This window comes from Pseudomonas xionganensis (genome assembly GCF_009763245.1).
In the GTDB taxonomy this organism is placed as follows: Bacteria; Pseudomonadota; Gammaproteobacteria; order Pseudomonadales; family Pseudomonadaceae; genus Aquipseudomonas; species Aquipseudomonas xionganensis.
Genome location: NZ_WKJZ01000001.1, coordinates 386,710 through 406,128, shown reverse-complemented (window position 1 = coordinate 406,128; position 19,419 = coordinate 386,710). Strand labels below are relative to the sequence as shown.

Genomic DNA, 19,419 nt, shown 5'->3' with positions numbered 1-19,419 from the left:
TTGTTCTTTCTGCCTGCGCCGTTTCGGCGGCGTATTTGATCAAGGATGATCATCATGCCGCCGCCATGTGCCGCTCTCTCGTCTGCCGTCTCTCCAGCCGAACTCGAAGCCCGTCTGCGCCTGCACCTGTTGCCGGAGTTGGGGCCGCGGCGCTTTCGCAAACTGCTCAGCGCCTTTGACAGTGCTTCGGCCGCCCTTAGCGCGCCGGCCAGTGCCTGGCGTGCCCTGGGGCTGCCTGCGGCCTGTGCCGAGCCACGGCGCAGTGCCGAGATTGGTCAGCGGGCAGCGGCGGCCCTGGCCTGGCTGGAGGCGCCGCAGCAGCACCTGCTGATGTGGGATGATCCGGCCTACCCGGCCCTGCTGGCGGAACTGAGCGATGCCCCGCCGCTGCTGTTCGTTGCCGGTGATCCAGGCCTGCTGGAGCAGCCGCAACTGGCCATGGTCGGTAGTCGGCGAGCATCTCGGCCCGGACTGGACAATGCCCGGCACTTTGCCCGGAGCCTGGCCGCCGGTGGCTTCGTCATCACCAGTGGTCTGGCCCTGGGGATTGACGGGGCCGCCCATCAGGGCGCTCTGGAGGGCGGCGGCAAGACCATTGCCGTGCTCGGAACGGGCTTGCAGTGCCTGTATCCGTCGCGGCACAAGAAGTTGGCAGCCGATATTGTTGAAGGCGGCGGTGCAATGGTGTCCGAACTGCCACTGGATTGCCCACCCCAGGCCAGCAACTTTCCCCGGCGCAATAGAATTATCAGTGGCTTAGCGTTGGGCGTGTTGGTGGTCGAGGCCAGCCCCTCCAGTGGCTCGCTGATCACTGCGCGCCTGGCCGCCGAACAGGGGCGTGAGGTCTATGCCATTCCCGGCTCCATCCATCACCCCGGGGCGCGTGGTTGCCACCAGCTGATCCGTGAGGGCGCCGCCCTGGTGGAAAGCATCGATGATATCCTCGAAGCCCTGCGTGGCTGGCAGCATGCAGCCCGCGCACCCTGCGAGCAGGCGCCCGCTCCCGTTGCACATCCACTGCTGCAGCTGCTGCATGCCGCGCCCCACAGTAGCGAAGAGCTGGCGCTGGTCAGCGGCCTGTCCTTGCCCGAGGTGCTGGCAACCTTGACTGAGCTGGAGCTACAGGGACTGGTAGGTTGCGAGGGCGGGATCTGGTTGGGGCGTGGCGCCCCCTAGGTCAGTGCCATTCCCCTGTGCCCGTCATACCGGGTCAACAGATCCGCGGGTTTTGCCTGCCGCAAACCGAGCCGCTTGGATAAACTGCCGCCATGGTTTATCGGGAGTATTCAATGGTCAGCAATTGGCAGGTGCAGCAGGCGGCGCGCGTGGTGCGTCAGGGTGGGGTGATTGCCTATCCCACCGAGGCGGTCTGGGGACTGGGCTGCGATCCCTGGGATGAGGAGGCAGTACAGCGCCTGCTGGCCCTCAAGGAGCGGCCGGTGCACAAGGGTCTGATCCTGGTGGCCGACTGCATCGAGCAGTTCGACTTTCTCCTCGAAGACCTGCCGGAGATCTGGCAGCAGCGCCTGGCCGGCAGCTGGCCGGGGCCCAATACCTGGCTGGTGCCCCATCAGCAGCGCTTGCCCGAGTGGATTACCGGAGTGCATGACTCGGTGGCCCTGCGGGTCAGCGATCATCCCGGTGTGCAGGCGCTGTGTCGCCTGACCGGGCCGCTGGTGTCCACCTCGGCTAATCCGGCCGGGCGGCCAGCGGCGCGTTCACGGCTGCGGGTGGAGCAGTACTTCCCGCGTCAGCTGGATCATGTCCTGGGTGGCGCCCTGGGCGGGCGCAAGAATCCCAGCCTGATCCGCGACCTGCGCACGGGTGATGTGATCCGCCCGTCCTGAAGGCTTCCGCTTGCGTAGGGTGGGTTAGCGGCGCATTGCCACTCAATTGAAAGTTGTGCGGTGTGTGAGCGCTGCGTAACCCACCATCAGGTGCCGCAGATGGCCATGGTGGGTTACGGCGCGACAGGCATTGAACTGTGCCTGTGAAACCGGTTGGCGCGCCTAACCCACCCTACGGGTTTTACGGCAGCAAAATGGTCGAGCCGGTGGTCTGCCGGGCACTCAGGGCGGCTTGCGCGGCTGCGGCGTCCTTGAGCGCATGGCGATTGCTGATCTCGACCTTGAGCTGGCCGCTTTCGATCATGGCGAACAGTTCGTCGGCCATCATCTGCAGGCGCTGCGGGGTATCGGCGTAGCCGGCCAGGGTCGGTCGGGTGACGAACAGCGAGCCCTTCTGCGCCAGGATGCCGAGGTTGACCCCGGTCACCGCACCGGAGGCATTGCCGAAGCTGACCAGCAAGCCCCGGGGCGCTACGCAATCCAGCGAGGTTTCCCAGGTGTCCTTGCCGACGCCGTCATAGACCACCGGGCACTTGGCCCCGTCGGTCAGCTCCAGTACCCGCTGGGCGACATTCTCATGGCTGTAGTCGATGGTCGCCCAGGCGCCCTGCTCCTTGGCCCGTGCGGCTTTTTCAGCGGAGCTGACGGTGCCGATCAGCTTGACCCCGAGCGCCCTGGCCCACTGGCAGGCCAAGGAGCCGACCCCGCCCGCCGCGGCGTGGAACAGGATGGTTTCGCCACCCTTGAGCGGATAGGTCTGGCGCAGCAGGTACTGCACGGTCAGGCCCTTGAGCATGACCGCTGCGGCCTGCTCGAAGCTGATGGCGTCCGGCAGTTTCACCAGTCGCTCCGCTGGCAGCACATGCAGCTCGCTGTAGGCGCCCAGCGGCCCGGTGGCATAGGCCACACGGTCGCCGACCTGGAAGCCGCTGACGGCCGAACCCACCGCCTCGACAATGCCGGCACCTTCGCTGCCAAGGCCGGACGGCAGGGCCGGCGGCGGATAGAGGCCGCTGCGAAAATAGGTGTCGATAAAGTTCAGGCCAATGGCCTGATTCTGCACTCGTACTTCATTAGGGCCTGGGATGGCGGGGTTGTAGTCGGTGTATTCGAGAACGTCCGGACCGCCGTGGCGGTTGAACTGGATACGCTTGGCCATTTTCAGGGTCTTCCGCGATTGAATGCCTGGATGATGCCCGCACGGGCGTAAAGGTGCCGTTATCCAATCGTCTCCATTGACCGCCGTCAACTGCGGCCGTGGGGTGGCAAATGTTATGCTGGCCGCCCATTTTTCCCTGCGGCCACGTGCCGCCTGGCCTTACCCGCTTTCAAGGTGCTGCCGTGAGTGACCGTACTGAGGCCGTCAAAGCCTACCTGCTGGATCTGCAAGACCGTATCTGTGCCGCCCTGCAAGCCGAGGATGGCGGTGCCGAATTCTTCGAGGATGCCTGGCAACGTCCGGCCGGTGGCGGCGGTCGCACCCGGGTGATGGAAAACGGCGCGCTGATCGAAAAGGGCGGGGTGAACTTCTCCCATGTATTCGGCGACAGCCTGCCGCCCTCGGCCAGTGCCCACCGTCCGGAACTCGCCGGCCGTGGTTTCGAGGCCCTTGGTGTGTCCCTGGTGATCCATCCGGAAAACCCCTACGTGCCGACCTCCCACGCCAACGTGCGCTTCTTCAGCGCCGAGAAGGCCGGCGAAGAGCCGGTCTGGTGGTTCGGTGGCGGCTTCGACCTGACCCCCTACTACGGTAATGAAGAAGACTGCCGGCACTGGCACCAGGTCGCCTTCGAGGCCTGCGCGCCCTTCGGCGCCGAGGTCTATCCGAAGTTCAAGGCCTGGTGTGATCGCTACTTCCACCTCAAGCACCGCGGCGAGCCACGCGGCATCGGCGGGCTGTTTTTCGATGACCTGAACCAGTGGGATTTCGACACCAGCTTCGCCTTTATGCGCGCCATCGGCGATGCCTACCTGGCCGCCTATCTGCCCATCGTGCAGCGGCGCAAGCTGACTCCTTATGGCGAGCGCGAGCGTGAGTTCCAGGCCTTTCGCCGGGGCCGCTATGTGGAATTCAACCTGGTATTCGACCGCGGCACTCTGTTTGGCCTGCAGTCCGGCGGCCGTACCGAGTCGATCCTGATGTCGCTGCCGCCCCATGTACGCTGGGGGTATGACTGGAAACCGGAGCCGGGCAGCGAGGAAGCACGCCTGACCGAGTATTTTCTGACCGACCGTGATTGGCTGAAAGAGCAGCCGTAAGCCCTAAGCGGTAAGCCACAAGTCGAGCAATCACGCTTGTCGCTTGAGGCTTGCAGCTTACAACTGAGGAATCCCATGGACCGCTACGGCGTATTCGGCAACCCCATCGGCCACAGCAAGTCGCCGCTGATCCACGGCCTGTTTGCTCAGCAGACCGGCGAGCCACTGAGTTACGAGGCTCTGTTGGCGCCGCTGGAGGATTTTCCCGGTTTTGCCCGTGCCTTCTTTAACGAGGGGTTGGGCGCCAATGTCACCGTGCCGTTCAAGGAACAAGCCTTTCAACTGGCTGATGAACTGACGGCCCGCGCCCAGCGTGCCGGCGCGGTCAATACCCTGAAGAAGCTGGCAGATGGTCGCCTGCTGGGCGACAACACCGATGGTGCGGGCCTGGTGAGGGACCTCACAGTCAATGCCGGTATAGGCCTCAAGGGTCAACGCATCCTCCTGCTGGGCGCTGGCGGCGCGGTGCGCGGGGTGCTGGAACCGCTGCTGGCCGAGCAGCCGGCGGCCCTGGTGATCGCCAACCGCACGGTGCAGAAGGCCGAGCAGCTGGCCCGCGAGTTCGCCGATCTGGGCCCGGTGGTGGCCAGCGGTTTTGACTGGATCGACGCGCCGGTGGACCTGATCATCAATGGCACCTCAGCCAGCCTGGCCGGCGAGCTGCCGCCGCTTGCCCCCAGCCTGATCCAGGCCGGTCATACCCTCTGCTACGACATGATGTATGGCAAGGAGCCCACCGCCTTCAACCGCTGGGCGGCCGAACAGGGTGCAGCGCTGACACTGGACGGACTGGGCATGCTGGTGGAGCAGGCCGCTGAGGCTTTTTGCCTGTGGCGTGGGGTGCGCCCGGATACCGGCCCGGTGCTGGCCGAGTTGCGCCGCCTGCTGGCCGAAGCTTGAGGGCCGCACTTGGCATTTGGCGTGCAATGACCCTGCAAATCACTCTTTAGGCTACTTTCAGGCGAGGTGCGGCGTAGTAGGCTAATGCGCGAAAAGAAGGGCCCTGGCGGCGCTTCATATTGCTCACAAAAATAATTAGGAGCATCCCCGCAATGAGTTGTAAGCCATTGTTGCGCAAGCTGTTTTTCTGGTCTTTCGGACTGCTCGCCGGGCTCTCTCCCGCAGCCTTCGCCGAGGCGGTCAGTCCCCAGGAGCAGGTGCAGATCCAGGCCAGCCGAGTAACCAGTAGCCTGATGTTGTTACGGGGTGAGGGTTTCCAAAAGAAACATCAGGAGGCGCTGGAAGCCGATCTGCAGGCGCTGGCTGCCGCAGTTCAGAGCTTGCCGCAAAGTTCGGACACTCTGCGTAGTGCCCATCAGGAACTGGTGATCCAGATCCGTCGTGGTGTGTCCTTTGGCCCCAACGAGGACGACATGCCCTGGCGCTACCCGGAGGAGCTGAGCAAGGCCCTGCTGGGTGTCCTGGATGAGTCACGCAAGCTGGCGCCGGCCGGCAGCAGCGAACTGGCGGCCAAACTGGAATACCTCTCGGTGCAATACCTGAGCCGCTCCTATATGGGCAATTTCGAGATTGCCCGCGAGCAGACCGATATCTACCTGGGACAGGACGAGCGCAAGCTGATCCCCCAGGTTGACGAGGAACTGGCCGCCCAGCAGGGCAATGGCGAGCTGGCCAAGCTGAAAGTGCGCTGGGAATACCTCAAGGCCGCGCTGAGCGACCTCAACAGCCAGAGCAGCGCCCTGGCCAGCGCCTCGGGCCGGCCTTTCGCCCCGATCACCGTGTATCGCCACACCCGTTCGCTGACCAGTCAGTGGATGGCGATGTATTAAGTCCGTCTTCGATCTGCTGCGCGTCGGCCCTGCTGCGTTACAACGACCAACGGGAGTAACAGCCGCAGGCTGGCCCGAAGGGCGAGCAACGCGAGTAAAACAGGCTCGGAATGCTCATGTACAACAGTACACTCCGCTTCCTCGCCTGTTTTTGCCTTGCAGTACTCTAGCTTGCGAGATCTTGATTACGCTCTAGGCGTGAATCGATCAAGCAGTGGCTTTCTTCTCGCGAATACAGGTGGGGCCGGCGCGCTGCACCACCGCCTGCTCCACTTCCCGGCGCATACCCAGTAGAAAGGCGGCCTCGGCGACGACAAACAGTGGGCCGATCACCAGGCCCATGACATCGTCGACAAATGCCGGTTTACGCCCCTCGTAGTAGTGGCCGACAAACTGGATGACCCAGCCGAGCACAAACAGGCCGATGCCGCTGCCCAGCCACAGGCCGGTTGGCTGGCTTGCCAGGTTGGCCGCCGCCCACAGGCAGAGGCCCAGCAGGGCGCTCATCAGCAGGCCGAAGCGCAGGTCCAGGCGCAGGTAGAACAGCGCCGCCGCCAGGGCCACCAGGGTTGCCGGTGACAGCCACAACCCGGCCACCTCCACGGCCGGCCGCGCCAGCAGCACGGTGACCGCCAGCACGATCATGGGAATGCCGATAAAGTGGCTGGCGATATTGCGCCGGTCACGGTGATAGGCCGCATATTGGGCCAGGTGATCAATCAGGGTTTTCATGGTTATGCTGCTCTCGTTGCACACAAGGTGCAGGCATGATCGGCTGCGGCACGGCCATACTCTGTCAGCTAGGCGACAAAGCGTCGCAGCCATTTAGGAAACTGCATGTCCGATGCCTTGATTCATCACCCCCTGCTGCTGGCCGGCCACTGGTATGCCAGCCTGCCCGCCGAATTGCAGCAGGCCCTGCTGGGCATGGCCCGGGTGCAGCGCCTGAGTGCCGGTCAGCGCCTGTTCAGCCGGGGCGACAAGCCCAGTGGGCTGTACGCGGTGGTGGACGGCGCCATGCGCATCGGCGCGGTCAGCAGCAGCGGCAAGGAGGCGCTGCTGACCCTGGTGGAGCCGCCCTACTGGTTTGGCGAAATTTCCCTGTTCGATGGTCAGCCGCGTACCCACGACGCCTTCGCCGAAGGCCCCTGTACCCTGCTGCTGGTGCCCCAGGTCAGCCTGCTGGCCCTGCTCGATGCTCAGCCCCGCTACTGGCGCGATATTGCCCTGTTGATGAGCCAGAAGCTGCGCCTGGCCTTTATCGCCCTGGAGGAAATGAGCCTGCTGCCCGCCGCCCCGCGCCTGGCCCGGCGCCTGCTGCTGATGGCCGAGAACTACGGCGAGGGCGAACCGCGCCGCGTGCTGCATCTGGCCCAGGAACAGCTGGCCCTGATGCTGGCGCTTTCACGGCAGACCACCAACCAGATCCTCAAGGAACTGGAGGCCCAGGGTATTCTGCGTCTGACCTATGGCGAGATCGAGATCCTCGACCTCGGGCGCCTGCGCCAGGCTGCCGGATGAACTGGCGCGGGTCGGCTACTGTCCATAAGCAGTCTTGCCTGTCGAACGGATCATGCTGATGGCGTCCACGCGTATCGATCACTTGCCCGACGTCCTGGCCGGGCCGCTGCTGCGCCGCCTGGAGCCGACCCGCCTGGTGCTGTGGCTGGTGGCCAGCCGGCCGTTGCCACTGCAACTGTGCCTGCAGGCCGAGGGTGAGCCAGAGCGCGTCCTGGCGCTGGATAAGCACTGCCGGCAGCTGCCGCTGGGCCGATATGCGGTGCTGCACCTGATCGACCTGCCTATGCCTTCGGCGCTGCCGCAGGATGTGCGGATTGCCTACGACCTGCAGATCCTCGATCAGCAGCAGGCGCCGCGCGGGATGGCCGACTGGGCGCCGCATCTGCTGTATCCTGGGCGGCCCCGTGCCGACTTTGTGCTCAAGTCGCGGATCGACCAGCTGCTCCACGGCTCCTGCCGCAAACCCCATCACCCGGCGCCCGACGGCCTGCTCTGCGCCGATCGCCTGCTGGCCGAGTCCGGCGATGCCAGCCAGCGTCCGGCCTTGCTGCTGATGAGCGGTGATCAGGTGTATGTCGATGATGTGGCCGGGCCCATGCTCTGTGCCATCCACCAGCTGATCAAACGCCTGCAACTGTTCGACGAAGTCCTGGAGGGTAGCCTGGTCGCCGACAGCCGCGCGCTGTATCGCGAACCCCTGGGCTACTACCGGCGTGCCGAATTGCTGCCGGAGCTGAAGAGCAACCAGACCCTGCGTGACAAGTTCTTTGGCGGGGTGAAGAAGCCGATCTTCACCAGCAGCAATGCCGACAACCATCTGGTTACCTTCGCCGAGATGATTGCCCTGTACCTGCTGGTCTGGTCGCCCGTGCCCTGGACACTGCTCGACGAGAGCGAGCCGGCATTGGCGCCCGAGCTGCGGCCGCGTTATCTGGCCGAGCGCGAGCAGCTTGAGGGCTTTCGCCAGAGTCTGGGCCAGGCCGCGCGGGTCATGGCCCATCTGCCGACCCTGATGATCTTCGATGACCACGACGTCACCGACGACTGGAACCTGTCCGCCCGCTGGGAGCAGACGGCTTACAGTCACCCTTTCTCCAGGCGCATCATCGGCAACGCCCTGCTCGCCTACCTGTTGTGCCAGGGCTGGGGGAACCAGCCAGACGCATTCAGCCAGGTGCTGGAGCAGTTCGCCGCCTGGCTGCAGCCCGCGCAGGCAAGCGGTGAACTGCAGCCGCTGGGCCAGGATGAACTGATCGACAGCCTGCTGCACTGGCGGCACTGGCACTACGTGCTGCCCACCACCCCGGCCTTGCTGGTGCTGGATACCCGTACCCGCCGCTGGCGCAGTGAGCGGCGCCTGTCGCGGCCTTCGGGGCTGATGGACTGGGAGGCGCTGTGCGAATTCCAGCAGGCCCTGATTGATCACCCTGCCTGCATCATCGTTTCACCGGCACCGATGTTCGGGGTCAAGCTGATCGAGGGTATCCAGAAGCTGTTCACCCTGGCCGGGCACCCGCTGCTGGTCGATGCGGAGAACTGGATGGCCCACCGTGGCGCCGCCAGCGTGATGCTGAATATCTTCCGTCACTCGCGCACCCCGGGGGACTTCGTGATCCTGTCCGGTGACGTGCACTATTCCTTTGTCTATCAGGTGAGCATCCGCCAGCGCCGGGCCAGCCCGACCATCTGGCAGATCACCAGCAGCGGCATCAAGAACGAGTTTCCGCCGCGCCTGCTGGACTGGTTCGACCGCCTAAACCGCTGGCTCTATGCGCCCTGGTCGCCGCTCAACTGGCTGACCAAGCGCCGCCGTATGCGCGTCACTCCGCTGATCCCGCAGCGCAGCCGGGCCGGTGAGCGGCTATGGAATGGTGCAGGCCTGGGTCAGGTGGTCTTCAACGCTGACGGCCAGCCGCAGCGCATCCTCCAGCTCAACGCCGATGGCTCGCCGGCGGTGGCCTTTGTCGGTGAACGCGAGCCGCGTCAGCCGCGCGAGGTGCAAGACCCCAGCCCGGGTTAGGCCGCGGTATCGGTGAGCGGTGGATGCATAAAGCGGCAGCCACCCTAGGCCCGCCCGGCAGATAGTCGGTGAAATCCCGCAGCGTTTTCCAGCGTCTCTGCAGAGTCGCTTAGCGCAGCTTTTCCAGCATCTGGTAGTACCACATGCCGGCCGCCAGCATCGGGTTGCCCAGCTGGTCGCCCAACGGCACCTTGATGTGTTTGCAGGCGGCGAAGGTGTCGAACTGGCCGAGGCTGCCGGTCAGGGCGTTGGCCATGATCTCGCCCATGATATGGGTGGTGGCGATGCCGTGGCCGGAGTAGCCCTGGCAGTACCAGACGTTGTCCGAGAGCTTGCCCAGCTGCGGGATGCGGTTCATCACGATGCCCATGGCGCAGCTCCACTGGAAGTCGATCTGTACGCCCCTGAGCTGGGGGAAGGTGCTTTCGATGCAGGGGCGCAGCTCGGCGGCGATATCCCGCGAGTCGCGCCCTGAGTAGTTGCAGCCGCCGCCAAACAGCAGGCGGCCGTCGGCGGTCAGGCGGTAGTAGTCGAGGACGAAGCGGCAGTCGTAGACGGCCAGGTCCTGGGGGTTGAGTTCCTTGGCCAGATCGCCCAGGGGCGCGCTGGTGACGATGCCGCCCATGGCCGGGAAGATCATGCCCTTGAGCTTCTTGCGCTCCAGCTTGTGGTATACGTCGCCGGCCAGCAGCACCTGCTTGGCCTTGATCCGCCCGCCCGCGGTGACCACCGCCGGGTTGGCGCCGTGGATGATATCCAGCACCTCGGAATGTTCGAAGATCAGTGCGCCCAGGCTTTCCGCAGCCTTGGCCTCGCCGATGCACAGGTTGAGCGGGTGCAGGTGCATATTGCGGGTGTTCTTGATTGCCCCGCAGTACAGGTCGCTGGCCAGGTGCGCGCGTACCCCGGCGCCATCCAGCAGGCTGACTTCATCGCCCATGCCGCGGCGCACGGCTTCCTCATAGGACGCCTTGAGTTCATCCATATGCACCGGCTTCATGGCCGCATGCAGATGACCGTGCTTGAGGTCGCACTGGATGCCGTACTTTTCCACCCGGCTCTTGATGATCTGGTGGCCGCGCCAGCGCAGGTGCCAGATAAAGTCGTCCACCTCCTCGCCCAGGGTCTTGCGCATCTGCTTGGCCATGGCGGCGTCCCCCGACAGGCTGCCGGTGACCTGGCCGCCGTTGCGCCCGGTGGCGCCCCAGCCGATCTTGTGGGTCTCGACTATGGCCACCTTGAGGCCGCGCTCGGCCAGCTCCACCGCCGTGGCCACGCCGGTAAAACCGCCGCCGATGATCACCACATCGACACTGACCTCACCCTGCAGGGTCGGGTAGTCGGTTTCCTGGTTGAGGCTGGCGGCATAGTAGGACGGCGCGCGCTCGGCGGCGGGGACAACGGGGCTGACAGGGGCATTCATAGGGGTATTCCTTGTGCGGCGGCGTATCGCCAGGGGCGACACGGCGAGAAATGGTCGGCTGAGCCTGGGTTTGCTAGCAGGCCGGGGCATCCGGGGGGCGGGCATGGCGGCAGTGCCACAGGGCCCAGAAGGCGAGGATCAGCGGGAACAGTGGGTTGACCCGAGCCATGCCGAGGCCACGCATCCGCTGCAGGGAGGCATAACGACGATGGGCGCACAGATAGGGGGTAGTCATGACCAGCAGGCTCGCACAGGCTCAAGCGTGCTTTAAATCTGATTTTTATCATGCTTGGTTTTGTTCTAACTAAACATTAGCTGGCGTATGGCCTGGGCTCGACTAGGCTTGCCGGGCCGTTTGCAGGCTGCGCCCGGGTGGCCTGCACGTGCTGCGGGCTATCGACAAGGAGAAGCACATGAAGCATTCACAAGCCTTCTGGGATAAGGCGGCAGCGCGCTACGCCAGAAGCCCGATCAGGGACGAGCAGAGCTATCAGAAGAAGCTGGCGATCACCCAGGGCTACTTGCGCCCCGACTGGTCCGTGCTCGAATTTGGCTGCGGTACCGGGAGTACGGCCCTGGTGCACGCCGCCTATGTCAGACAGATTCTTGCGACCGATCTGTCCGCCCAGATGGTGGCGATCGCCCGGGACAAGGCGCGCCAGGCCGGCATCAGCAATGTCCGTTTCGAGCAGGGCACCCTGGATAGCCCGGCATTGACGGCGGCCAGCTTCGACGCGGTGCTGGGTCTCAATGTGCTGCACCTAGTGGAAGACACCGAGGCAGCTGTTGTGCGTGTCGCTCACCTGCTCAAGCCCGGCGGCATCTTTGTCAGCAGCACAGCCCTGATCGCGGAACTGGCGCGTTATTGGCGGCTGCTGATTCCAGCCATGCAAGCCCTGGGGCTGGCTCCTGCGGTGAGCCGTTTCGACAGGCAGGCGCTGCTGGCCATGCTGACCCGGGCCGGCTTTGACATTGACTACGAATGGCAGCCGGCCAAGGCGCAGCTCTTTCTCGTGGCGCGCAAGGCCAGGTGACAGCGGTGCATATACCGGCAGGCCATTCCGGCCTGCCGGTATCGATCTTTTCGTCGGCGCACTGATCGGCTGATCGCGGCTCTGCGCCCTCAGGGCTCGGGCTTGTAGCCCAGGCGCAGCCCGCCCCAGTGGCGACCCTGGAGCATGATCGGCACCGACAGGTCGTGCATCAGCTCACCGGTGTCGCGCATATAGGTCTGCAGCAACAGTGGCTGCTGGTGGCTGCCGCAGCGGATGCCGGTGCGGTCATTGAACAGGCGCTTGCTGCGGCTCTTCAGGCGGTCCACCTCGGGGTTGCCGCTGGGGGGGTGGTTGAAGGCGTTGTTGTGGGTTGGCACATAGCCCTCGGGCGTGCAGGCAATGGCGAATACCAGGCCTTCGTGCTGGCTCAACAGCGGCTCCTGGATGGCCGGTAGCACCTGGTCGGCGTAACGGTCGAAGCGGGTGCTGTAGCGGATCGGCTGGCTGCCGGCGATGGGCTGGTAGTGGCGGTCGAACAGGTCGCTGAGGCTGATGCGCCCGGCCTGGATATCCGCCTCGAACTGCGCGGCGATCTGCGCGGCCCCCTGGCGGGCCAGGTCGTAGATACGCTGGTGATAGTCATCCAGGCCGACGCCGGCCAGTTGCTCGCTGACCGTCTCGGCCTGCCCCACCAGCTGTTCGGCGGCGCCGCCGAGCTGACGGGTCTGGCCCTCGCTGTCACGCACATCGCCGCGCAGCTGGCCCACCGCCACCGACAGCTCGGCCAGGCGCTGGTGGTTATGGGCGGTGCCGCTGTTGATCTGCTCGACCTGCTCGGCCACCTCTTCCGCCAGGCCGGCGATGCCCTGCAGCTGCTCGCCGGTATGCGCCACCTGCTCGGCAGCCTGATCCAGCTGGCTGGCCTGCTGCTGGATATGGGCGACCACGGCCAGGCTCTGCTGGCGGATATCGGCGACCATCTGGCCGACCTCTTCGGTGGCGCTGCTGGTGCGCGCGGCCAGGTTGCGCACCTCGTCGGCGACCACCGCAAAACCGCGCCCCAGATCGCCGGCTCGGGCGGCTTCGATGGCGGCGTTCAGGGCCAGCAGGTTGGTCTGGCTGGCGATGGACTGGATCACCTGGGTCACCGATTCGATCTGTTCGGTGCGGCTGCCGAGGCCGTCGATCAGCTCGCGGCTGGCGGCGGTCTGGGCGCTGAGCTGCTGCATGGCGGCAATCGCCTGCTGCAGCTCCTGCTGGCCGCTGGCGCTGCTCTGGCGCACGTTCCGGGCTGCGCTCAGGGTCTGTTCGGCGCGGGCGGCGTTGTCCTGCTCGGTGTGGGTAATGGCTTCGGCGGCCTGGTTGATCTGCTCCACCGCATCCAGTTGCGACTGCAGGCGCAGTCCCAGTTGCTGCACGGTATGGGCCACCTGGGCGGCGGACAGGGCGTTGTGGCAGGTGTGGCGCGACAGCTCGCGCGTCAGTTCGCTGAAGGCATCCGCCGGCTGCTCGGCACCCTGTACCGGGTGGCCATCATGCTGGCGCTGCCAGGGGCCCAGCCAGGGCCACAGAGCCAGCAGCAGAAAGGACGGGATGCTGACAAACCAGGGCATCTCGCTCTGCTGGTACGCCAGCATCAGGCCGGCCAGGCCCAGGGCATGCAGCAGGCAGGCCTTGGGGTAATTGATAAACGCGGAGCGCATAAGCAACCTCGTTATTTTTATACTCAGTGCGCTGTTGCCGGGGGCAGCGGCTAGCCCGTGGGGCTGGCCCAAGGCATGGCGGGATAACCGCTGTGCGTGTGTAGGCAATCGGCCGGTGGCGTCGATTCTATAGACCATAGCGCTTGGTACTCCTGGCGACCAGCTTGAGTCAGCCCCGATTCGAGCACTCAAGCAGCCATCAGGCCATGACACTTTGGTCGCAAGCCACTGCGCGCAAGGGCGCTGGTCAATAGTTGGGAAAGGCCATGGGGGTTCAGCCTACAGGCTGTGGCGGCGGATAAAGCCCTTGTCCAGCCAATCCTTCCAGCGTCCATAGAGCTGGCCGCCGGCGCTATGGCCATACCAGTCCAGCAGTGCGCCGCCATCACCGGTGGCCAGCAGGGCCAGGCTGTGGCGCTGTGGCCGGTAGCGTTTGAGGGGCAGGCCGCGCAGGGCCGCGCCCAGGTTGGCGGCCAGCACCGGGCCCTGGCGCACCGCATACACCCCGCTCTTGCGCGCGCCGGCCAGGCTGGCGCAGTCGCCTGCGGCGAAAATCGTCGGATGGGTGTAGCTCTGCAACGTCGGCGCAACCAGCACGAAACCCTGCTCGTCGCAGCCCAGGCCACTGTGCGCCGGCCAGGCAAAGGCCTTGGCGCCGCTGGCCAGCAACAGGCGCCGGCCGCGCCAGACCGGTTCGTCGCCGCTGAGCAGGCAGTCGTTTTCGATGCGGCTGATCGGGCAGTCCTCACGCACCCAGACCCCGCGCTGGCGCAGGTGCCCGAGTGCGCGCAGGCGCAGGCCGGAGGACAAGCCATCGAGCAGGTGGCCGGCGCAGAACAGCGCCAGCTGCGGCACCTGGCCGGCCAGGGCGAGGGCCAGTTCGACCCCCGCCGCGCCGCCGCCGAGAATGGCCAGGGGCTGGGGGACGGCCTGCCACTGTTGCCAGCCTGCAAGGAAGTCGGCAAAGGGTTTGACCGCCAGCAGCTGCATGGCGTCGCCCTGTTGCGGTGGTGTGGCGATCTGCGCGCCGACATTCAGCGACAGCCAGCGCGCCTTGAGGCTGCGGCCATCGGCCAGTTGCACCTGCTGCTGGGCGGCAGACAGGCTCTGCACCGGGCTGATGATCAGCTCGACCTTGGCCGCGCGGCACAGCGCCAGTAGCTCGACCTGGCAGTCCGCTGCTGCGTGGCGCCCGGCCAGCAGCCCGGGCAGCATGCCGGAATACCAGGCCTGCGGCCCGGGGCTGAGCAGGGCGATGCGCCCCGGCGGGCGCTCGACCAGGGCCCAGCGGCGCAGTACCCCCAGGTGGGCGTGGCCGGCGCCGAGCAACAGCAGGTCGTAGTCGGAAATCACTTGGGCAGGTCCTGGGTTATCGATTAGGCGAGTGATCCGCGGGTGCATAACCCAGGCGGTACGGCGCAGGAGCCTGTCGCGCCGGCCGCCCTGCAAAGATCGCAAAAATAGCCCGGCTTGACCATGCCCGAGCGCGCCAGGATCGGCATTGCATGATGCAGTCCTGGCCGATTGCGGCGATGATCAGTGGCCCACACCCTGACGGAGTGCCGTAATGAACTGGCTGCACAATCGGATTCCCCCACCGCTGGTTGCCGCCCTGTGCGGTCTGTTGATGTGGCTCGGCGCCTGGCAATGGCCCAGCGGCCTGCAACTGCCCCTGGCCTGGCGTCTGGCGCTGGCCCTGCCGGTACTGCTGCTGGGCCTTGTCGTGTGTCTGGCCGGGGTGCTGTCGTTTCGCCGGGCCCGCACCACGGTCAATCCGTTAAAACCCGAAAGCGCGTCGGCCCTGGTCAATTCCGGGATCTACCGGTACACACGCAACCCCATGTACCTGGGTTTCGCCATGATGCTGCTGGCCTGGGCGCTGTTTCTCGCCTTGCCTGCGGCAGGGCTCGGGGTGGTGGCGTTTGTGCTGTATCTCAACCGCTTCCAGATCGGCCCGGAGGAACGAGCCCTGGACCGGCTGTTCGGTGAGGACTTTGCCCGCTACTGCGCCCAGGTGCGGCGCTGGATTTAGGGTGCCGCGCGCTGCAATTGCGGCGCGGCGAAATAGCTTTCTACGGACTCCCCGGTATTGTCGCTGTCTGCGGCGAATACCACGCCAAGGATTCGGCGTGGGGCGCTGCCAAAGGCGGCGATGGCGTCCGCGCGCAGATCGCGGCGCTCGCTTAGCCATTGCCCCAGTGGCGCCTCCGGGCCGCGCAGCACGCGCATCTCCACCGTCTCGGTATAGGCGCTGCGCGCATGGGTGCCGGGGGCGGCGCGGTTGTCCCAGACGTAGCTCAGGGTCGCCGCCGGCAGATCGGGGTCGAAGAAGGTGCGCGCCAGGCGCAGCTTCTGCCGGGTGACAAACGAGAGTGAATCCAGCGGGTAATCCAGCAGCACATAGACCCTTGCCGCGTAGTCATCGCCCTCGCGGGTGGCAAAGCGCGCCTTGTCCAGTTTCTGCTCGGTGCGCCACTGCCAGCTTAGTTGCCAAGCTTCTGCACCATCCAGATCCAGGGGATGCAGCAGACCGCCAGCGGCGGCATCGGCCTGGATACGCAGTACCGGCCGACCGTCCTGCTCGACCAGCGTGCGGACGGATGGCTTGAGCTTGGGGATATCCGCCAGCTTCCAGGGTGCCGACCATTCGCCAGTGGGCGGGCCGGCTGTCCAGGGCGTTAACGGGTTATCGGCCTGAGCCAGTGGCGCCAGTACCAGCAGCGCGAGCAATAACCTGCGCATCAGCTGCGGCGCCAGGTGTGAAAGCGCTCAACCAGGCGCAGCAGGCCTTGGGGGGCATGGGCCCGCTTCCACTCACCGGCCGCATACTTGTTGGCCTCGGCCATGGTCGGGTAGCTGTGGATGGTGCCGAGAATCTTGTTCAGGCCGAGGTTATGTTTCATCGCCAGCACATATTCGGCGAGCAACTCGCCGGCGTGTTCGCCGACGATGCTCACGCCGAGAATCTGGTCCTTGCCCGGCACAGTGAGCACTTTGACAAAGCCATGGGCGGCTTCGTCGGCAATCGCCCGGTCCAGATCGTCGATGCCGTAGCGGGTCACTTCATAGGCGATGCCCTGGGCCTGCGCCTCGCTTTCATTCAGCCCCACGCGGGCCACCTCCGGGTCGGTAAAGGTGCAGGCGGGAATCACCCGGTAATCCACCTTGAAGCGCTTGAAGCCGCTGAACAGGGCATTGACCGCCGCATACCAGGCCTGGTGCGCGGCCACATGGGTGAACTGGTAGGGCCCGGTGACATCGCCCACCGCGTAGATATTGGGGAAGCGCGTGGCCAGGTATTCGTCGACTTCCAGGGTGCCGTTGGGCCGCAGCGCCAGGCCCAGTTCCTCGGCGCCATAGCCGCTGACATTGGCTACCCGGCCCAGGGCCAGCAGCAGGCCGTCGAAGGCGATGCACACCTCTTCGCCGGTATCCAGACGGCGGGCGATCATGCGTTGTTCGCCGTCCACCACTTCGAAGCGTTCGGCGCGGTGTTGCAGGCGCACATCGACGCCGTCGGCGCGCAGGCTGCTGAGCACCAGTTCGCTGGCATCGGCGTCTTCGCGGGGCAGCAGGCGCTCGGCCAGTTCCACCTGGATCACCTGGCTGCCGAGGCGCTGGAAGGCCTGGGCCAGCTCGCAGCCAATCGGCCCGCCACCGAGCACCAGCAGCCAGCGCGGCTGCTGGCGTAGGCTCCAGATGCTGTCCGAGGTGTACGCCTGCACCTGCTCCAGGCCGGGAATCTTCGGCACCAGCGGCCGCGCCCCGGCGGCGATGATCAGGTTGCGGCTGGTCAGGGTCTGGCCATTCACTTCCACGCTCCAGGGCGAGAGGATCTTGGCTTCGCCCTGGATCACCTCGACGCCCAGGCCGGTGTAGCGCTCCACCGAATCATGGGGTTCGATGTCGGCGATCACCCGCTGGATGCGCTGCATCACCGCAGGAAAATCCACCGTACCCTGCACGCCACTAAAGCCCAGGGCCGGTGCCTTTTTCAGCTCATGGGCCAGCTTGGCCGAACGCAGCAGCGCCTTGGATGGTACGCAGCCGGTATTCAGGCAGTCGCCGCCCATCTGGTGCTTTTCGATCAGGCTGACCTTGGCCTTTACCGCCGCCGCGATATAGGCGCTGACCAGGCCGCCGGCACCGGCGCCGATCACCAGCAGGTTACGGTCGAATGTCCTGGGTTTGTGCCAGCCGGCATACACCCGCCGCGCCTGGATCAAGCCCAGCAGCTTGCGCGCGATCAGCGGAAACACCCCCAGCAGCACGAAGGCACCGAGCAGCCCCGGCGAGAGGATACCGGCCAGGGACTCCAGCTGGCCCAGCTCACGCCCGGCGTTCACATACACCAGGGTGCCCGGCAGCATGCCCAGCTGGCTGACCCACCAGTAGGTGCGTGCCGGCAGGCGGGTCAGGCCCATGGCCAGGTTGATCAGAAAGAACGGGAACACCGGCACCAGGCGCAGGGCGAACAGGTAGAAGGCCCCTTCGCGCTCCACGCCCTTGTCGATGCCAGCCAGGCGCTGACCAAAGCGCGCTTGCACCCAGTCGCGCAGCAGAAAGCGGCTGCTGAGCATGGCCAGGGTCGCGCCCAGGGTGGAGGCGAAGGACACCAGGATGAAACCCTGCAACAGGCCAAATAGCGCGCCGGCCAGCAGGGTCATCAGGGCCGCGCCGGGCAGCGACAGGGCGGTAACCGCCACATAGGCGAGAAAGAACAGCCCCGCCGATTGCCAGGGCTGCGCGGCCACCTGGGCATTCAGCGCCGTTTGCTGCGCCTTGAGTGTTTCCAGATTGAGGTACTGGCCGAGGTCGAAGACAAAGAAGCTGCCGAGCAGGGCGAGAATCAGGCCCATCAGGGCCAGTTTGCGGCTATTCATCAGTCAGCGCCTCCAGGGCGCACAGGCTTTGGCACAGGCTGAAACCAGCCAGCAGGGCGTGTTCGGGGCGATCGCTCAGTTGGCCGAGCACCCGTGCACGGTAGGACAACGCCGCCGGGCTATGGGCGGGCCACTGGCGGTCGAAGTCGGCGAGAAAGGCATCGTGGTGGTAGTTGAGCGGCAGGGCTTCGATAAACAGGCCATTACGCTCACAGCGGTACAACGCCGCTGGATGTGGCGTGGTGGCGATGCGGCTAAGCAGGCCGTAGCGGCCTCCGGCAAAGTTGGGCAGCCCGGCCGCGCCGTTATTGATCAGCGCGCCGTGCTCAAGGTTCAAGGCCACCGCCGAGCAGGTATGGCTGGTGGCCAAAACCTGGACGTTGTGTGCGGCAAACCAGTTATCCAGGTGCTGCTGGCGTGTCGGCTCGCTGAGGGATTCCCGCGAACAGCTCCAGCCAGCCAGGGACTGCTCGTCGCCATGGCTGATCGCCACGCGCTGCCCGGCCACGCTGACCTGCGCGGTACTCGGTCGCGCCGCCAGGCGTTCGGCCGTACCGGGCAAACCCTGCACGGTTTTATTCAATTCCTGCTGGATGGCATTGGAGCGCTCGACCACCGCCTCATCCACGCTCATCGGGTAGGCGCAGCCGCAGCCGGCGCCGCTGTCGTCGGCACGGCCCAGCTCGGTTTCGACATTGCCGCGCAGGGCCAGATGGGCACTGAGGCCCTGTTCGATCTGCTGGAAAATCTCGGGGTTGCGGTCAAACCAGTGCGCGTCGCCGTTAAATACCAGCCGCGCATTGGGCTCGGCGGCCAGGCGTCGTTGCAGCGCGGCCAGGGCCTGGCGATTGCCATAGAGGCCGCCGACCACATACAGGGTTTCACACTCAAACGCGGGCTTACCGCTAAAGGCATCCTTGGCCAGGCGGTAATCCAGCGGGCAATCGCGGCCGGCGCGCATCAGGCTCCAGCCCCCAG

18 protein-coding genes are annotated in these 19,419 nt (G+C 65.6%); 9 read left to right on the top strand and 9 right to left on the bottom strand.

Features of this window, described 5'->3' with window-relative positions; genetic code table 11:
• Positions 1–54 precede the first annotated feature (54 nt).
• Together dprA and GJV18_RS01820 are read left to right on the top strand one after the other, a co-directional pair.
• A complete protein-coding gene (dprA, locus tag GJV18_RS01825; protein WP_160343018.1) occupies positions 55–1,176 on the top strand; it encodes a DNA-processing protein DprA in 1,122 nt (373 codons plus the stop codon).
• Between the two features lie 113 nt (positions 1,177–1,289).
• Positions 1,290–1,847 (top strand): L-threonylcarbamoyladenylate synthase, encoded by a 558-nt coding sequence (locus tag GJV18_RS01820; RefSeq protein ID WP_160343017.1) that lies wholly within the window; start codon positions 1,290–1,292, stop codon positions 1,845–1,847.
• Positions 1,848–2,028: 181 nt separating this feature from the next.
• On the opposite strand, the gene GJV18_RS01815 is transcribed toward GJV18_RS01820, so the two are convergent.
• Positions 2,029–3,006 (bottom strand): NADPH:quinone reductase, encoded by a 978-nt coding sequence (locus GJV18_RS01815; RefSeq protein WP_160343016.1) that lies wholly within the window; start codon positions 3,004–3,006, stop codon positions 2,029–2,031.
• A 182-nt stretch (positions 3,007–3,188) separates the two neighbouring features.
• Here GJV18_RS01815 and hemF point away from each other — a divergent pair, with 182 nt between their 5' ends.
• From hemF to GJV18_RS01800, 3 genes are all read left to right on the top strand, one after another.
• Entirely contained in the window at positions 3,189–4,106 is a 918-nt protein-coding gene (gene hemF, locus GJV18_RS01810; RefSeq protein WP_160343015.1) for an oxygen-dependent coproporphyrinogen oxidase, read from the top strand.
• A gap of 75 nt (positions 4,107–4,181) precedes the next feature.
• On the top strand, positions 4,182–5,006 hold the full coding sequence (gene aroE / locus GJV18_RS01805) for a shikimate dehydrogenase (RefSeq protein ID WP_160343014.1): 825 nt from the start codon (positions 4,182–4,184) through the stop codon (positions 5,004–5,006).
• A gap of 152 nt (positions 5,007–5,158) precedes the next feature.
• Complete coding sequence (locus GJV18_RS01800) at positions 5,159–5,896, top strand: hypothetical protein (protein ID WP_160343013.1); 738 nt, start codon at positions 5,159–5,161, stop codon at positions 5,894–5,896.
• Between the two features lie 207 nt (positions 5,897–6,103).
• Here the strand turns inward: GJV18_RS01800 and GJV18_RS01795 are convergent, their stop codons facing one another.
• Positions 6,104–6,628, bottom strand: coding sequence for an Mpo1 family 2-hydroxy fatty acid dioxygenase (locus GJV18_RS01795; RefSeq protein WP_160343012.1), 525 nt, complete (start codon positions 6,626–6,628; stop codon positions 6,104–6,106).
• A gap of 105 nt (positions 6,629–6,733) precedes the next feature.
• On the opposite strand from GJV18_RS01795, the gene GJV18_RS01790 reads away from it, so the two are divergent.
• Together GJV18_RS01790 and GJV18_RS01785 are read left to right on the top strand one after the other, a co-directional pair.
• Complete coding sequence (locus GJV18_RS01790) at positions 6,734–7,417, top strand: Crp/Fnr family transcriptional regulator (protein WP_160343011.1); 684 nt, start codon at positions 6,734–6,736, stop codon at positions 7,415–7,417.
• A 58-nt stretch (positions 7,418–7,475) separates the two neighbouring features.
• Positions 7,476–9,437: a metallophosphoesterase family protein gene (locus tag GJV18_RS01785; RefSeq protein WP_160343010.1), complete on the top strand. Its 1,962-nt coding sequence runs from the start codon at positions 7,476–7,478 to the stop codon at positions 9,435–9,437.
• Positions 9,438–9,546: 109 nt separating this feature from the next.
• On the opposite strand, the gene GJV18_RS01780 is transcribed toward GJV18_RS01785, so the two are convergent.
• The gene (locus GJV18_RS01780) at positions 9,547–10,860 is read right to left on the bottom strand and encodes an NAD(P)/FAD-dependent oxidoreductase (protein ID WP_160343009.1); all 1,314 of its coding nucleotides are present in this window, start codon (positions 10,858–10,860) and stop codon (positions 9,547–9,549) included.
• 73 nt (positions 10,861–10,933) lie between these two features.
• Positions 10,934–11,095: a hypothetical protein gene (locus GJV18_RS18490; RefSeq protein WP_178113402.1), complete on the bottom strand. Its 162-nt coding sequence runs from the start codon at positions 11,093–11,095 to the stop codon at positions 10,934–10,936.
• A gap of 148 nt (positions 11,096–11,243) precedes the next feature.
• Here GJV18_RS18490 and GJV18_RS01775 point away from each other — a divergent pair, with 148 nt between their 5' ends.
• A complete protein-coding gene (locus GJV18_RS01775; RefSeq protein WP_325065233.1) occupies positions 11,244–11,894 on the top strand; it encodes a class I SAM-dependent methyltransferase in 651 nt (216 codons plus the stop codon).
• 89 nt (positions 11,895–11,983) lie between these two features.
• On the opposite strand, the gene GJV18_RS01770 is transcribed toward GJV18_RS01775, so the two are convergent.
• The gene (locus GJV18_RS01770) at positions 11,984–13,468 is read right to left on the bottom strand and encodes a methyl-accepting chemotaxis protein (RefSeq protein ID WP_407692343.1); all 1,485 of its coding nucleotides are present in this window, start codon (positions 13,466–13,468) and stop codon (positions 11,984–11,986) included.
• A 369-nt stretch (positions 13,469–13,837) separates the two neighbouring features.
• On the bottom strand, positions 13,838–14,908 hold the full coding sequence (locus tag GJV18_RS01765; RefSeq protein WP_160345925.1) for an FAD-dependent oxidoreductase: 1,071 nt from the start codon (positions 14,906–14,908) through the stop codon (positions 13,838–13,840).
• Positions 14,909–15,125: 217 nt separating this feature from the next.
• On the opposite strand from GJV18_RS01765, the gene GJV18_RS01760 reads away from it, so the two are divergent.
• Positions 15,126–15,590: a methyltransferase family protein gene (locus tag GJV18_RS01760; RefSeq protein WP_160343007.1), complete on the top strand. Its 465-nt coding sequence runs from the start codon at positions 15,126–15,128 to the stop codon at positions 15,588–15,590.
• On the opposite strand, the gene GJV18_RS01755 is transcribed toward GJV18_RS01760, so the two are convergent.
• Genes GJV18_RS01755 through GJV18_RS01745 form a run of 3 tightly spaced genes read right to left on the bottom strand, consistent with a single transcriptional unit; the run spans position 15,587 to position 19,402 of the window.
• On the bottom strand, positions 15,587–16,300 hold the full coding sequence (locus tag GJV18_RS01755) for a DUF3047 domain-containing protein (protein ID WP_160343006.1): 714 nt from the start codon (positions 16,298–16,300) through the stop codon (positions 15,587–15,589). The two genes, GJV18_RS01760 and GJV18_RS01755, sit on opposite strands and share 4 nt — an antisense overlap.
• On the bottom strand, positions 16,300–18,441 hold the full coding sequence (locus tag GJV18_RS01750) for an FAD-dependent oxidoreductase (protein WP_160343005.1): 2,142 nt from the start codon (positions 18,439–18,441) through the stop codon (positions 16,300–16,302). The genes GJV18_RS01755 and GJV18_RS01750 overlap by 1 nt, the downstream gene beginning before the upstream one ends.
• Entirely contained in the window at positions 18,434–19,402 is a 969-nt protein-coding gene (locus GJV18_RS01745) for a hypothetical protein (protein ID WP_160343004.1), read from the bottom strand. Before GJV18_RS01745 ends, GJV18_RS01750 begins: the two co-directional genes overlap by 8 nt.
• Positions 19,403–19,419: the final 17 nt, after the last annotated feature.